The sequence below is a fragment of the Citrobacter sp. Cf132 genome, assembly GCF_030333885.1.
Classification (GTDB): domain Bacteria; phylum Pseudomonadota; class Gammaproteobacteria; order Enterobacterales; family Enterobacteriaceae; genus Citrobacter; species Citrobacter freundii.
This window is the reverse complement of record NZ_JAOWFA010000057.1, coordinates 412,127-427,136: the sequence shown is the minus strand read 5'-3', so window position 1 is coordinate 427,136 and position 15,010 is coordinate 412,127. Positions and strand designations below refer to the sequence as shown.

General features: G+C 54.6%; 10 protein-coding genes. 9 read left to right on the top strand and 1 reads right to left on the bottom strand.

Features of this window, described 5'->3' with window-relative positions:
* The first annotated feature begins 35 nt into the window (after positions 1 to 35).
* Positions 36 to 1,388 carry a molecular chaperone gene (gene yegD / locus OGV85_RS15370; protein ID WP_061547694.1) on the top strand — a complete coding sequence of 451 codons (1,353 nt, stop codon included), beginning with the start codon at positions 36 to 38 and terminating at the stop codon, positions 1,386 to 1,388.
* 99 nt (positions 1,389 to 1,487) lie between these two features.
* On the opposite strand, the gene OGV85_RS15365 is transcribed toward yegD, so the two are convergent.
* Positions 1,488 to 1,547 (bottom strand): type I toxin-antitoxin system Ibs family toxin, encoded by a 60-nt coding sequence (locus OGV85_RS15365; protein WP_106672390.1) that lies wholly within the window; start codon positions 1,545 to 1,547, stop codon positions 1,488 to 1,490.
* A gap of 278 nt (positions 1,548 to 1,825) precedes the next feature.
* On the opposite strand from OGV85_RS15365, the gene OGV85_RS15360 reads away from it, so the two are divergent.
* The 8 genes from OGV85_RS15360 to trhP all read left to right on the top strand — a co-directional run bounded on the left by OGV85_RS15360 (position 1,826) and on the right by trhP (position 14,796).
* The gene (locus OGV85_RS15360) at positions 1,826 to 3,073 is read left to right on the top strand and encodes an MdtA/MuxA family multidrug efflux RND transporter periplasmic adaptor subunit (protein ID WP_061547693.1); all 1,248 of its coding nucleotides are present in this window, start codon (positions 1,826 to 1,828) and stop codon (positions 3,071 to 3,073) included.
* On the top strand, positions 3,073 to 6,195 hold the full coding sequence (locus OGV85_RS15355) for an MdtB/MuxB family multidrug efflux RND transporter permease subunit (protein WP_061547692.1): 3,123 nt from the start codon (positions 3,073 to 3,075) through the stop codon (positions 6,193 to 6,195). Before OGV85_RS15360 ends, OGV85_RS15355 begins: the two co-directional genes overlap by 1 nt.
* Positions 6,196 to 9,276 carry a multidrug efflux RND transporter permease subunit MdtC gene (gene mdtC, locus OGV85_RS15350; RefSeq protein ID WP_061547691.1) on the top strand — a complete coding sequence of 1,027 codons (3,081 nt, stop codon included), beginning with the start codon at positions 6,196 to 6,198 and terminating at the stop codon, positions 9,274 to 9,276.
* The gene (locus OGV85_RS15345; protein WP_044711356.1) at positions 9,273 to 10,685 is read left to right on the top strand and encodes an MFS transporter; all 1,413 of its coding nucleotides are present in this window, start codon (positions 9,273 to 9,275) and stop codon (positions 10,683 to 10,685) included. The genes mdtC and OGV85_RS15345 overlap by 4 nt, the downstream gene beginning before the upstream one ends.
* On the top strand, positions 10,685 to 12,088 hold the full coding sequence (gene baeS / locus OGV85_RS15340) for an envelope stress sensor histidine kinase BaeS (protein ID WP_003844344.1): 1,404 nt from the start codon (positions 10,685 to 10,687) through the stop codon (positions 12,086 to 12,088). The genes OGV85_RS15345 and baeS overlap by 1 nt, the downstream gene beginning before the upstream one ends.
* Positions 12,085 to 12,807 carry an envelope stress response regulator BaeR gene (gene baeR, locus OGV85_RS15335; protein ID WP_003036797.1) on the top strand — a complete coding sequence of 241 codons (723 nt, stop codon included), beginning with the start codon at positions 12,085 to 12,087 and terminating at the stop codon, positions 12,805 to 12,807. Before baeS ends, baeR begins: the two co-directional genes overlap by 4 nt.
* A gap of 135 nt (positions 12,808 to 12,942) precedes the next feature.
* Positions 12,943 to 13,275, top strand: a complete 333-nt coding sequence (locus tag OGV85_RS15330) for a YegP family protein (RefSeq protein WP_003036800.1) — start codon at positions 12,943 to 12,945, stop codon at positions 13,273 to 13,275.
* Between the two features lie 159 nt (positions 13,276 to 13,434).
* The gene (gene trhP, locus OGV85_RS15325; protein ID WP_003036803.1) at positions 13,435 to 14,796 is read left to right on the top strand and encodes a prephenate-dependent tRNA uridine(34) hydroxylase TrhP; all 1,362 of its coding nucleotides are present in this window, start codon (positions 13,435 to 13,437) and stop codon (positions 14,794 to 14,796) included.
* Positions 14,797 to 15,010 lie beyond the last annotated feature (214 nt).

Here is a 15,010-nt window from a genome sequence, read left to right as displayed (position 1 = left end):
CACGCCCCTTCTTCACTGGCATGGGGATTTTTACGGTGTTTATTGGTTTTGACTACGGTACGGCAAACTGTTCAGTGGCCGTTATGCGTGATGGGCAGCCCCACCTGCTCAAAATGGAAAATAACAGCACGCTGCTACCCTCAATGCTGTGTGCACCAACGCGCGAAGCGGTTAGCGAGTGGCTGTATCGCCATCACGACGTTCCAACCACGGACGATGAAACACAGGCGCTGCTTAGCCGTGCGATGCGCTACAATCGCGAAGAGGACATCGACGTTAACGCCAACAGCGTGCAGTTCGGTCTGACATCGCTGGGTCAGTATATTGAAGACCCGGAAGAGGTGTACTTCGTTAAATCGCCAAAATCATTTTTGGGCGCCAGCGGTCTAAAGCCGCAGCAAGTTGCGCTTTTTGAAGATCTGGTCTGTGCAATGATGCTGCACATTCGCAACCAGGCGCAAAGCCAACTGCCGGAAGCTATCACTCAGGCCGTAATTGGTCGCCCCATCAACTTCCAGGGATTAGGCGGCGATGACGCCAACACCCAGGCGCAGGGGATTCTTGAACGTGCGGCCAAACGTGCCGGTTTTCAGGATGTCGTCTTCCAGTACGAGCCGGTAGCAGCGGGGCTGGATTACGAAGCCACACTGCAGGATGAGAAACGCGTGCTGGTGGTAGATATTGGCGGGGGTACGACCGACTGTTCACTACTGCTGATGGGGCCGCAATGGCATCAGCGCGCCGATCGCGAAAACAGCCTGCTGGGACACAGTGGCTGCCGTGTAGGCGGGAACGATCTGGATATCGCGCTGGCGTTTAAACACCTGATGCCGCTGCTAGGTATGGGCGGTGAGACTGAAAAAGGGATCGCCTTACCGATTCTCCCCTGGTGGAACGCGGTTGCGATCAACGATGTTCCCGCGCAAAGTGATTTCTACAGCAGCGCCAACGGTCGTTTACTGAACGATCTTGTCCGCGACGCGAAAGAAGCCGATAAAGTAGCCTTGCTGCTTAAAGTCTGGCGCGAGCGTCTGAGCTATCGCCTGGTGCGCAGCGCAGAAGAGAGCAAGATCGCGCTTTCCGACCAGACCATTGTAACGGCGGCGATACCGTTTATCAGCGACACGCTGGCAACCGATATTAGTCAACATGGATTGGAGGCCGCGCTCAATCAGCCCCTGGCGCGCATTCTGGAGCAGGTCAAACTGGCGCTGGACAACGCGCAGGAAAAACCGGACGTGATTTATCTGACCGGCGGCAGCGCGCGTTCACCGCTGATTAAAAAAGCCCTCGCCCAGCAGCTTCCAGGGATCCCTATCGCGGGTGGCGATGACTTCGGTTCTGTCACCGCCGGTCTGGCCCTCTGGGCTGACGTTGTTTTCCGCTAAGCCGCTCGCAAGCTGAAAGGTGTGCGTATTGACATCACCGTTGCTGTGGCTTATTTTCAGGAGTGAGGGTTAGGGAAGGTTTCCCCTCCCCCTGGTGTCTTAGTAAGCCGGTAAGCTAATGACTAAGAGTATCACCAGTATGATGACGTACTTCATCATAACCCTTTCCTTATTTTGGCCCCTTCCTCGGGAGGGGCTTTCCCGTTCCAGCGTCCCGCTGAAATCTCTGGCTAACCTCCTTTTGCCTTGACCGCACTCTAACGCACAATGACGCATTCGCTATTTTCGCCGCAAATTGTTGCGTAACGCCTCGCAAAGCCGCGTCAGCATTCAGACGAATCCCGACAGTGTTTCATAATTCCTCCATTTTTCTCCCTTGTTCACTGGCTAAACTAGTATCATTCCGCGAATCGTTTCAGGATGAGAAACTCATAACAATGAAAGGCAGTAATAAATCCCGCTGGGTGATAGCAATCGTGATCGTCGTGGCCACCGTCGCCGCCATCTGGTTCTGGCAAAGCCGCAGCGCTTCCCAGGAAACCGCACCGGACGCTACCAAACCAGCGCAGCACACGCCTGGGTCGGCACGCCGTGGATTGCGCTCCGGACCGTTGGCTCCCGTGCAGGCTGCCACTGCCACCGAGGAAGCCGTTCCACGTTACCTGACAGGGCTGGGTACCATTACTGCCGCCAATACCGCCACGGTACGTAGCCGGGTGGACGGTCAGCTCATTGCCTTACACTTTGAGGAAGGACAACAGGTAAAAGCCGGCGACCTGCTGGCAGAGATAGATCCCAGCCAGTTCAAAGTCGCTCTGGCTCAGGCGCAGGGACAACTGGCAAAAGATAAAGCCACGCTGGCGAATGCCCGTCGCGATCTTGCCCGCTATCAACAGTTGGTTAAAACCAATCTGGTCTCCCGCCAGGAGCTGGATGCCCAGCAGGCGCTGGTCAATGAGACGTTAGGCACAATCAAAGCGGATGAAGCCAGTGTCGCCAGCGCTCAGTTGCAGCTCGACTGGAGTCGGATAACCGCACCTGTCGATGGTCGTGTCGGCCTGAAGCAGGTCGATGTCGGTAACCAAATTTCCAGCGGCGATACCACCGGGATCGTCGTCATTACGCAAACTCATCCCATCGACCTGATATTTACTTTGCCTGAAAACGACATTGCTACCGTGTTGCAGGCACAAAAATCGGGGAACCAGCTGAAGGTCGAAGCCTGGGACCGAACCAATTCACAAAAACTGAGTGAAGGCGTCCTGCTCAGTCTCGACAATCAGATTGATGCCACTACAGGAACCATCAAAGTTAAAGCCCGTTTTAACAATCAGGATGATGCGTTATTCCCTAACCAGTTCGTCAACGCCCGCATGCTGGTCGACACGCAGCAAAATGCCGTTGTGATCCCAACAGCAGCCCTGCAGATGGGCAACGAAGGGCACTTTGTCTGGGTACTGAATAGCGACAACAAAGTGAGCAAGCATCTGGTTAAACCGGGTATTCAGGACAGCCAAAAAGTGGTGATCGCCGCTGGGTTGTCCGCAGGCGATCGGGTCGTGACTGACGGTATTGACCGTCTGACGGAAGGCGCAAAAGTCGAAGTCGTTGAGGCGCACGACGCCTCTGTTTCCGATGAGAAAACAGCGCCACGCGGATACGGCAAAAAAGGAGCCAACTCCTGATGCAGGTGTTACCTCCGGACAACACAGGCGGACCATCGCGCCTGTTCATTCTGCGCCCCGTCGCCACTACGCTGCTGATGGTCGCGATTTTGCTTGCCGGTATTATCGGTTATCGCTTCCTGCCAATCGCCGCCTTACCTGAAGTGGATTACCCCACGATTCAGGTCGTTACGCTCTACCCTGGCGCCAGCCCGGACGTCATGACCTCGGCGGTAACCGCGCCGCTTGAACGTCAGTTTGGCCAGATGTCTGGCTTAAAACAGATGTCATCACAAAGCTCCGGTGGCGCATCGGTCGTTACGTTACAGTTTCAACTGACGCTCCCGCTGGATGTTGCCGAGCAAGAAGTTCAGGCCGCGATTAACGCCGCCACCAATTTATTACCCAGCGATCTACCTAACCCTCCGGTCTACAGCAAGGTAAACCCGGCAGATCCGCCGATCATGACGCTGGCGGTCACTTCCAGCGCCATGCCGATGACGCAGGTGGAAGATATGGTCGAAACCCGCGTCGCGCAGAAAATCTCTCAGGTATCCGGCGTGGGTCTGGTAACACTTTCCGGTGGGCAACGTCCGGCGGTCCGCGTGAAACTTAACGCTCAGGCCATTGCCGCACTCGGTCTTACCAGCGAAACCATCCGTACGGCCATTACCGGTGCCAACGTCAATTCAGCAAAAGGGAGTCTTGATGGCCCAACGCGCGCCGTTACCCTTTCAGCTAACGACCAAATGCAGTCCGCAGATGAATATCGTCAGCTCATTATTGCCTATAAAAACGGTGCGCCGGTTCGTCTGGGCGATGTTGCTACCGTCGAACAAGGAGCAGAAAACAGCTGGCTGGGTGCATGGGCAAATAAGCAACAAGCTATAGTGATGAATGTGCAGCGCCAGCCTGGGGCGAACATTATCTCCACGGCAGACAGTATCCGCCAGATGCTGCCACAGCTCACCGAAAGCCTGCCCAAATCGGTTAAGGTCAGCGTACTTTCCGATCGTACCACCAATATTCGAGCCTCCGTTGCAGACACCCAGTTCGAGTTGATGCTGGCGATAGCGCTGGTGGTGATGATTATCTACCTATTTCTGCGCAATATTCCGGCGACGATTATTCCTGCAGTCGCCGTACCGTTGTCGTTAATCGGCACCTTCGCGGTGATGGTATTTCTTGATTTCTCCATCAACAATCTGACCTTAATGGCGCTAACCATCGCGACAGGCTTTGTTGTGGATGACGCTATCGTGGTTATCGAGAATATTTCACGCTATATCGAAAAAGGCGAAAAACCGCTGACTGCTGCCCTGAAGGGCGCAGGCGAAATTGGTTTTACCATCATCTCCCTGACGTTTTCATTGATTGCGGTATTGATCCCACTGTTATTCATGGGCGATATTGTCGGGCGTTTGTTCCGTGAATTCGCCGTTACGCTGGCGGTGGCGATTCTGATTTCTGCCGTTGTCTCGCTCACTCTTACGCCGATGATGTGCGCGCGTATGCTGAATCAGGCCTCATTGCGTAAGCAGAATCGCTTCTCCCGCGCCTCAGAGCGAATGTTTGATCGCGTCATAGCCGGGTACGGTCATTGGCTGGCAAAAGTACTTAACCATCCGTGGCTCACACTTAGCGTAGCGCTCGGCACGCTGGCATTGAGCGTCATGCTATGGGTTTTCATCCCCAAAGGTTTCTTCCCAATCCAGGACAACGGCATTATCCAGGGTACGCTACAGGCGCCGCAGTCCAGCTCATTCGCCAGCATGACCGAGCGCCAGCGCCAGGTTTCAGATGTCATCCTTAAAGATCCGGCGGTAGAGAGCCTGACCGCTTTTGTCGGTGTGGATGGTACTAATCCGGCATTGAACAGCGCGCGTTTGCAAATCAACCTTAAACCGCTGGATGAACGTGACGATCGGGTGCAGAAAGTGATTGCGCGCTTACAGGATGCGGTTGACAGGGTTCCCGGAGTTGACCTTTATCTTCAGCCCACTCAGGATCTGACGATTGATACTCAGGTGAGCCGGACGCAATATCAGTTCACGCTGCAAGCGACATCCCTTGATGCCCTCAGCACCTGGGTTCCACAGCTGTTAGCAAAACTACAGCAGCTACCGCAACTGTCCGACGTCAGCAGCGACTGGCAGGACAAAGGGCTGGTAGCGTATGTGAACGTCAATCGCGACAGCGCAAGCCGTTTGGGCATCAGCATGTCAGATGTCGACAACGCCCTGTACAACGCCTTCGGCCAGCGTTTGATTTCGACTATTTACACCCAGGCAAATCAATATCGCGTGGTGTTAGAACATAACACCAACAATACGCCGGGGCTTGCGGCACTGGATACAATACGTCTGACCAGTAGCGACGGTGGCATAGTACCGCTCAGCGCAATCGCCAGTATTGAACAGCGTTTTGCACCGCTGTCGATTAACCACCTCGATCAGTTCCCGGTCACTACCATCTCGTTCAACGTGCCAGACGAACATTCGCTGGGTGATGCGGTACAGGCGATTCTGGACGCCGAAAAAACGCTTAACCTGCCCGCAAATATTACGACCCAGTTCCAGGGCAGCACGCTCGCCTTCCAGGCCGCGCTGGGAAATACGATCTGGTTGATTGTGGCTGCGGTTGTGGCGATGTATATCGTGCTCGGCGTGCTGTATGAGAGCTTTATTCACCCAATTACTATTCTCTCCACGCTGCCGACGGCGGGCGTCGGGGCACTGCTGGCGTTAATGATTGCCGGCAGCGAACTGGACGTCATCGCGATTATTGGCATTATTTTGCTCATCGGTATCGTCAAGAAAAACGCCATCATGATGATCGACTTTGCCCTTGCCGCGGAGCGCGAACAAGGCATGGCACCGCGCGATGCTATTTTCCAGGCCTGTCTGCTGCGTTTCCGCCCAATTCTGATGACTACGCTGGCGGCACTGCTCGGCGCGTTGCCGCTGATGTTAAGTACCGGCGTGGGCGCAGAGTTACGCCGTCCGTTAGGCATTGGCATGGTCGGTGGACTGCTTGTGAGTCAGGTATTAACCCTGTTTACCACCCCAGTAATTTATCTGCTGTTTGACCGTCTGTCGCTGTATGTGAAAAGCCGCTTCCCGCGTCAGGAAGAGGAAGCGTAAATGAAATTTTTCGCGCTTTTCATTCATCGGCCGGTGGCGACCATTCTCATTTCGGTGGCTATCACCCTATGCGGTATTCTGGGCTTTCGTCTGCTGCCGGTCGCTCCGCTGCCGCAGGTGGATTTTCCGGTGATAATGGTCAGCGCATCATTACCCGGTGCCTCCCCTGAAACGATGGCGTCTTCGGTCGCAACTCCGCTGGAGCGCTCGCTGGGCCGCATCGCGGGCGTAAACGAAATGACTTCGAGTAGTTCGCTTGGCAGTACGCGTATTATTCTCGAATTCAAATTCGACCGTGACATCAATGGCGCGGCGCGGGACGTTCAGGCCGCGATTAACGCCGCGCAAAGCCTGCTGCCCAGCGGGATGCCGAGCCGACCAACGTATCGCAAAGCTAACCCTTCCGATGCGCCAATCATGATCCTGACGCTGACGTCGGACACTTACTCGCAGGGTGAACTGTACGATTTCGCATCAACACAACTGGCGCAGACCATCGCGCAAATCGACGGTGTGGGCGACGTGGACGTTGGAGGCAGTTCTCTGCCTGCCGTGCGGGTAGGACTCAACCCGCAGGCGCTGTTTAACCAGGGCGTGTCACTGGACGACGTGCGTAGCGCGATCGACAATGCCAACGTGCGTAAGCCGCAGGGCGCTATCGAGAATGATACCCATCGCTGGCAGGTACAAACTAACGATGAGCTGAAAACCGCCGCCGAATATCAACCGATTATCATCCACTATAACAACGGCGCAGCGGTGCAACTGGGTGATGTTGCGTCTATAACCGACTCTGTACAGGACGTTCGTAACGCGGGGATGACCAACGCCAAACCGGCCATTCTGCTGATGATCCGCAAGCTGCCGGAAGCCAATATTATTCAGACGGTAGATAGCATTCGCGCCAAATTACCGGAGCTACAAACGCTGGTCCCGGCCGCCATCGATCTGCAAATCGCCCAGGACCGTTCACCGACCATTCGCGCTTCATTAGAGGAAGTTGAACAGACGCTGATTATCTCCGTGGCGCTGGTTATCCTGGTGGTCTTTGTTTTCCTGCGATCCGGGCGTGCGACTCTGATCCCCGCGGTAGCGGTTCCGGTCTCGCTGATCGGTACCTTTGCCGCCATGTATCTGTGCGGATTCAGCCTGAACAACCTGTCATTGATGGCGTTAACCATTGCCACGGGATTTGTCGTAGATGACGCCATCGTGGTGCTGGAAAATATTGCCCGCCACCTGGAAGCAGGAATGAAGCCACTCCAGGCGGCGTTACAGGGTACGCGCGAAGTGGGATTCACCGTGCTTTCCATGAGCCTGTCGCTGGTGGCGGTATTCCTGCCGCTGCTGTTAATGGGCGGATTGCCTGGACGCCTGCTGCGCGAATTTGCCGTCACGCTGTCGGTTGCCATCGGTATCTCGCTGCTGGTGTCGCTGACATTAACGCCAATGATGTGCGGCTGGATGCTTAAATCCAGCGCCCCGCGTGAACAGCCGCGTAAACGGGGATTTGGTCGCGTGCTGGTAGCGCTGCAGCAAAGCTACAGCACTTCACTTAAATGGGTACTGCGCCACACGCGACTGGTGGGCGTGGTATTACTCGGCACCATTGCGCTGAATATCTGGCTTTATGTTTCCATCCCCAAAACCTTCTTCCCGGAGCAGGATACGGGCGTATTGATGGGAGGGATCCAGGCTGACCAGAGCATCTCTTTCCAGGCGATGCGCGGTAAACTGCAGGATTTTATGAAGATCATCCGCGACGATCCGGCGGTGAACAATGTCACCGGCTTTACCGGTGGGTCACGGGTTAACAGCGGGATGATGTTTATTACCCTCAAGCCACGCGATGAGCGCCGTGAAACCGCTCAGCAGGTGATCGACCGCCTGCGCGTTGCGCTTTCAAAAGAACCAGGTGCGAATCTGTTTCTGATGGCGGTGCAGGACATCCGCGTTGGCGGACGCCAGGCCAACGCCAGCTATCAATACACATTGCTGTCCGACGATCTGGCGGCGCTGCGTGAGTGGGAACCGAAGATCCGTAAGGCGCTTGCCGCCCTGCCCCAACTGGCGGACGTCAACTCCGATCAGCAGGACAATGGCGCGGAGATGAATCTGATTTACGATCGCGACACCATGTCTCGTCTTGGGATCGACGTGGCAGCCGCCAACAGCCTGCTGAATAACGCCTTTGGTCAGCGACAAATTTCAACCATCTATCAGCCGATGAACCAGTACAAAGTGGTGATGGAGGTCGATCGACGTTACACCCAGGACATCAGCGCACTGGACAAAATGTTCGTCATCAACAATGACGGTAAAGCGATCCCGTTATCGTACTTTGCCAAATGGCAGCCAGCGAATGCCCCACTGTCGGTAAACCATCAGGGATTATCTGCCGCCTCAACCGTGTCGTTTAACCTGCCGACAGGTTCTTCACTGTCAGAAGCGACAGAGGCCATCAACAGAACCATGACCCAGCTCGGCGTCCCCTCCACGGTTCGTGGCAGCTTTGCCGGTACCGCCCAGGTATTTCAGGACACTATGAACTCGCAGATGATCCTGATTATCGCCGCCATCGCCACCGTCTATATCGTGCTGGGTATGCTGTATGAAAGCTATGTACATCCGCTGACCATTCTCTCCACGCTACCTTCGGCAGGGGTCGGGGCTTTGCTGGCGCTGGAGCTGTTCAATGCCCCATTCAGCCTAATCGCCCTGATAGGGATCATGCTATTAATTGGAATTGTGAAGAAAAACGCCATCATGATGGTCGATTTTGCACTGGAAGCGCAGAGAAACGGTAAGCTGCAGCCGGAAGAAGCTATTTTCCAGGCCTGCCTGTTGCGCTTTCGCCCAATCATGATGACCACGCTGGCGGCGTTATTTGGCGCACTGCCGTTAGTGTTATCCGCAGGGGATGGCTCTGAGCTGCGCCAGCCGTTGGGGATAACCATTGTCGGTGGGCTGGTCGTGAGCCAGCTCCTGACGCTGTACACCACGCCTGTGGTCTATCTCTTTTTCGACCGTCTGCGTCTGCGTTTTTCGCGTAAAAACAGCAAACCGGTAGCAGAGTTATGACAGAACTTCCCGACAGCACCCGCTGGCAACTTTGGATTGTGGCATTTGGTTTTTTTATGCAGTCGCTGGATACCACCATCGTTAATACCGCGCTTCCCTCGATGGCGGCAAGCCTCGGGGAAAGCCCGTTACACATGCATATGGTCATTGTGTCATATGTTTTAACCGTTGCCGTGATGCTGCCCGCCAGCGGATGGCTGGCGGACAAAGTTGGCGTGCGTAATATCTTCTTCACCGCCATTATCCTGTTTACGCTTGGTTCGCTGTTTTGCGCCTGGTCCAGCACGCTCAACGAGCTGGTGATGGCGCGCGTCTTACAAGGCGTTGGCGGTGCGATGATGGTGCCAGTCGGCAGGCTGACGGTGATGAAAATCGTCCCGCGTGAGCAATATATGGCGGCGATGACGTTTGTCACTTTACCCGGTCAAATCGGCCCGCTGCTGGGCCCAGCGTTAGGCGGAATTCTGGTTGAATACGCCTCCTGGCACTGGATCTTTTTGATTAACATTCCGGTAGGCATTGTCGGCGCGATAGCGACGTTAATGTTGATGCCCAACTACACCATGCAAACCCGACGCTTCGACCTCTCCGGATTCGCGATGCTGGCGGTCGGTATGGCGGTTCTGACGCTGGCGCTCGATGGCAGCAAAGGAACCGGACTCTCCAGTATCACGCTGGCGGCGTTGGTTATCTGCGGGGTGCTGGCTATTGCGCTGTATCTGAAACACGCCCATCGAAATCCCCGCGCGCTGTTTAGCCTGAATCTGTTTCGCACATCGACCTTCTCGCTAGGTCTGTTCGGCAGTTTTGCCGGACGCATCGGCAGCGGTATGCTGCCGTTTATGACGCCGGTGTTTTTACAGATTGGCCTCGGTTTTTCACCGTTTCATGCCGGACTGATGATGATCCCGATGGTGCTGGGCAGTATGGGCATGAAGCGCATTGTGGTGCAGGTCGTTAACCGCTTTGGTTATCGTCGCGTACTGATTACCACCACGCTTGGCCTGTCGCTGGTCAGTCTGTTGCTAATGACCACGGCACTGCTGGGCTGGTATTACGCCCTGCCCTTCGTGCTGTTTTTACAGGGAATGGTCAACTCAACGCGCTTTTCATCCATGAATACCCTGACGTTAAAAGATCTGCCTGACGATCTCGCCAGCAGCGGCAACAGCTTGCTGTCGATGATCATGCAGCTGTCGATGAGTATCGGGGTGACCATCGCGGGTCTGCTGTTAGGCATGTTTGGCCAGCAACATATCGCCATCGACAGCGGTAGTACGCATAGCGTCTTTATGTATACCTGGCTGTGCATTGCATTCATTATTGCGCTGCCCGCCATTATTTTTGCCCGCGTGCCGAACGACACGCAAACCAATGCGGTGATTTCACGACGCAAAAGGAGCACCTGATGAAGTTCTGGCGGCCCGGTATCACCGGCAAACTGTTTCTGGCGATTTTCGCCACCTGCATTGTGTTGCTGATCAGCATGCACTGGGCCGTACGCATAAGCTTCGAACGCGGTTTTATCGACTATATTAAGCACGGTAACGAACAGCGGCTGCAAATGCTCAGCGACGCGTTAAGCGAGCAGTACGCGCAGCACGGCAACTGGCGATTCTTACGCAATAACGATCGTTTCGTTTTCCAGATCCTGCGCTCTTTTGAACACGACAACGACGATGATAAACCGGGTCCAGGCATGCCGCCACACGGCTGGCGTACACAGTTTTGGGTTGTCGATCAAAATGCCCACGTACTGGTCGGCCCGCGGGCTCCTGTCCCCCGCGACGGTATGCGCCATCCCATCCGCGTCAACGGTAGCGAAGTGGGTGCTGTGATTGCCTCTCCGGTGGAGCGTTTAACGCGTAATACCGATATCAATTTCGACATGCAGCAAAGACGTTCCAGCTGGCTTATCGTCGCGCTCTCCACGATTCTGGCTGCGCTGGCAACGTTTACGCTGGCGCGCAGCCTGCTGGCCCCGGTTAAACGGTTGGTGGAAGGCACGCACAAACTGGCGGCGGGCGATTTCACCACTCGCGTTACGCCAACCAGTACGGATGAGCTAGGCAAGCTGGCGCAGGACTTCAACCAGCTCGCCAGTACGTTGGAAAAAAACCAGCAGATGCGTCGTGACTTTATGGCCGACATTTCTCACGAACTGCGCACGCCGTTGGCGGTGTTGCGCGGTGAACTGGAGGCCATTCAGGATGGCGTCCGCCAGTTCACGCCCGACTCCGTTGCTTCTTTGCAGGCTGAAGTGGGTACGCTCACCAAACTGGTTGACGACCTTCATCAGCTCTCCATGTCAGATGAAGGCGCGCTGGCCTATCAGAAATCATCGCTGGATCTTATCCCGCTGCTTGAGGTGGCAAGCGGCGCATTTCGTGAACGCTTTGCCAGCCGTGGACTGACGATTCAACTCTCGCTCCCGGACAGCATGACGGTATTTGGCGACAGGGATCGCCTGATGCAGTTGTTCAACAATCTGCTGGAAAACAGCCTGCGCTACACCGACAGCGGCGGCGGGCTGCACATCAGCGCCGAACAACGCGAACGCATGGTGTTATTAACCTTCGCGGATTCCGCTCCCGGCGTAAGTGATGAGCAGTTACAGAAGCTGTTTGAACGATTTTATCGCACCGAAGGCTCGCGTAACCGCGCCAGCGGAGGTTCCGGGCTGGGGCTGGCGATTTGCGTCAATATCGTACAAGCGCATAATGGTCTGATCCGCGCCGCCCATTCGCCTTTTGGTGGGGTTAGCATTACAGTAGAGTTACCGCTGGAACGCGATTTACAGAGAGATGTATGACTGAGTTACCCATTGATGAAAACACACCGCGTATTCTGATCGTGGAAGACGAACCCAAGCTGGGGCAACTGCTCATCGACTACCTGCGGGCAGCGAGCTACGCTCCTACGCTCATCAGCCACGGCGACCTGGTTCTGCCTTACGTGCGCCAAACACCGCCCGATCTGATCTTGTTGGATCTGATGCTGCCCGGTACCGATGGTCTGACCCTGTGTCGGGAAATCCGCCGCTTCTCAGAAGTCCCCATCATGATGGTAACCGCTAAAATCGAAGAGATTGATCGCCTGCTGGGGCTGGAGATCGGTGCAGATGATTATATTTGTAAACCGTACAGCCCGCGCGAAGTCGTCGCGCGTGTTAAAACGATCCTGCGCCGATGCAAACCGCAGCGCGAACTACAACAAATGGATGCAGAAAGCCCGCTTATCGTCGATGAAGGCCGTTTTCAGGCCTCCTGGCGTGGGAAGATGCTCGATTTAACACCCGCTGAATTCCGCTTACTTAAAACGTTGTCACATGAGCCGGGAAAAGTATTCTCCCGAGAACAATTGCTTAACCATCTCTATGACGATTATCGCGTCGTTACCGACCGCACCATCGACAGCCATATTAAGAACCTGCGACGCAAGCTGGAGTCGCTGGATGCTGAGCAGTCGTTTATCCGCGCGGTCTATGGCGTGGGGTATCGCTGGGAAGCCGACGCCTGCCGAATTGCTTAAACACTCCTGCCCTTCAGGGCCCGCTGCTTCATGGGGCCCTGGTGACTAGCAACTCTCCAAATATCGCTCATACTCTTTCTGACAACACTGTCGTCAATAACTGTTTGATCTAAAACTTTTAATCAAGGAGTTCATATGGCTGGTTGGTTTGAATTAAGTAAGAGTAGCGATGATCAGTACCGCTTTGTTCTTAAAGCTGGGAACGGGGAAATAATCCTTACCAGTGAGCTTTACACTACCAAAAGCGCTGCGGAAAAAGGGATCGCATCTGTCCAGGCTAACAGCCCTCTGGATGAGCGTTATGAGAAAAAAACAGCGGCTAATGGAAAATTACATTTCAACCTGAAAGCTGCAAACCACCAGATTATTGGTAGCAGTCAACTGTATGCGAATGAACAGTCACGCGAGACCGGTATTACTTCGGTTAAGACCAATGGTGTCAGTCAGACGATAAAAGATAAGACCTGATAATTACTCGCTCAGCCGGGTAACGCAACGCTGTCGCCCGGCGTTTTTCTTTACCTGCCTTCCCTGCAGCGCTACAATGCCCGCCCTTAATATGGGGGCACTCCCCTAACCGCCTCATTGAGTGAGGCGAGTCTGACCTGTCATCAGAACGAGAAAATTATGTTTAAACCGGAACTCCTTTCCCCGGCGGGAACGCTGAAAAACATGCGTTACGCTTTCGCCTATGGCGCAGACGCTGTGTATGCGGGCCAACCGCGTTACTCACTGCGCGTACGCAACAACGAATTCAACCACGAAAACCTGCAGCTCGGTATTAATGAAGCCCATGAACTGGGTAAAAAATTCTATGTGGTGGTTAACATTGCCCCACATAATGCCAAGCTGAAGACTTTCATTCGTGATCTGAAACCGGTGGTGGAAATGAGGCCGGATGCACTGATCATGTCAGACCCTGGTCTGATTATGCTGGTGCGCGAAAACTTCCCTGACATGGACATTCACCTTTCGGTACAGGCTAACGCCGTAAACTGGGCGACGGTGAAATTCTGGAAGCAGATGGGGCTGACCCGCGTGATCCTCTCCCGTGAGCTGTCGCTGGAAGAGATTGAAGAGATCCGCACCCAGGTGCCGGATATGGAGCTTGAGATCTTCGTTCACGGCGCGCTGTGCATGGCTTACTCCGGCCGTTGCCTGCTCTCTGGCTACATCAACAAGCGTGACCCAAACCAGGGTACCTGTACCAATGCCTGCCGCTGGGAATACAACGTGCAGGAAGGGAAAGAAGATGTAGTGGGCAATATCGTGCATAAGTACGAGCCTATCCCGGTACAAAACGTCGAACCCACGCTGGGTATTGGCGCACCAACAGACAAAGTCTTTATGATTGAGGAAGCCCAGCGCCCGGGTGAGTACATGACCGCATTCGAAGACGAACACGGCACTTACATCATGAACTCGAAGGATTTGCGTGCCATTGCCCACGTTGAGCGCCTGACGCAGATGGGCGTGCATTCCCTGAAGATCGAAGGCCGCACCAAGTCGTACTATTACTGTGCACGTACCGCGCAGGTCTATCGTAAAGCCATTGATGATGCCGCAGCCGGTAAACCGTTCGACCCGCAACTGCTGGAAACGCTGGAAGGCCTGGCGCATCGTGGTTACACCGAAGGGTTCCTGCGCCGCCATACACATGACGACTATCAAAACTACGAATACGGCTTCTCTGTTTCCGAGCGTCAGCAGTTTGTCGGCGAATTCACCGGCGAACGTAAAGGTGAACTGGCGGCCGTGCTGGTAAAAAACAAATTCACCGTCGGCGACAGCCTGGAGCTGATGACCCCACAAGGCAATATCAACTTTACTCTCGAGCAGATGGAAAACGCGAAAGGCGAAGCCATGCCAGTTGCGCCGGGCGATGGTTACACCGTGTGGATGCCTGTACCAGAGGATATCGATCTGAATTATGCATTATTGATGCGTAATTTTGCCAGCGAGTCCACACGAAACCCGCATGCTAAGTAGTTAATTACGGTTATTTTTCAGCGTTCGGAAGATTCTTAGAAATCGATCACATACCGTTTCGTTCATTAAGGGTATTATCCACTCCGCTGAAAAACATAACCCATAAATGCTAGCTGTACCAGGAACCACCTCCTTAGCCTGCGTAATCTCCCTTACGCAGGCTTATTTTTTGCCTGCCGTTTAAACTCTCCGAATCTCCCCAATTCAAATCTTT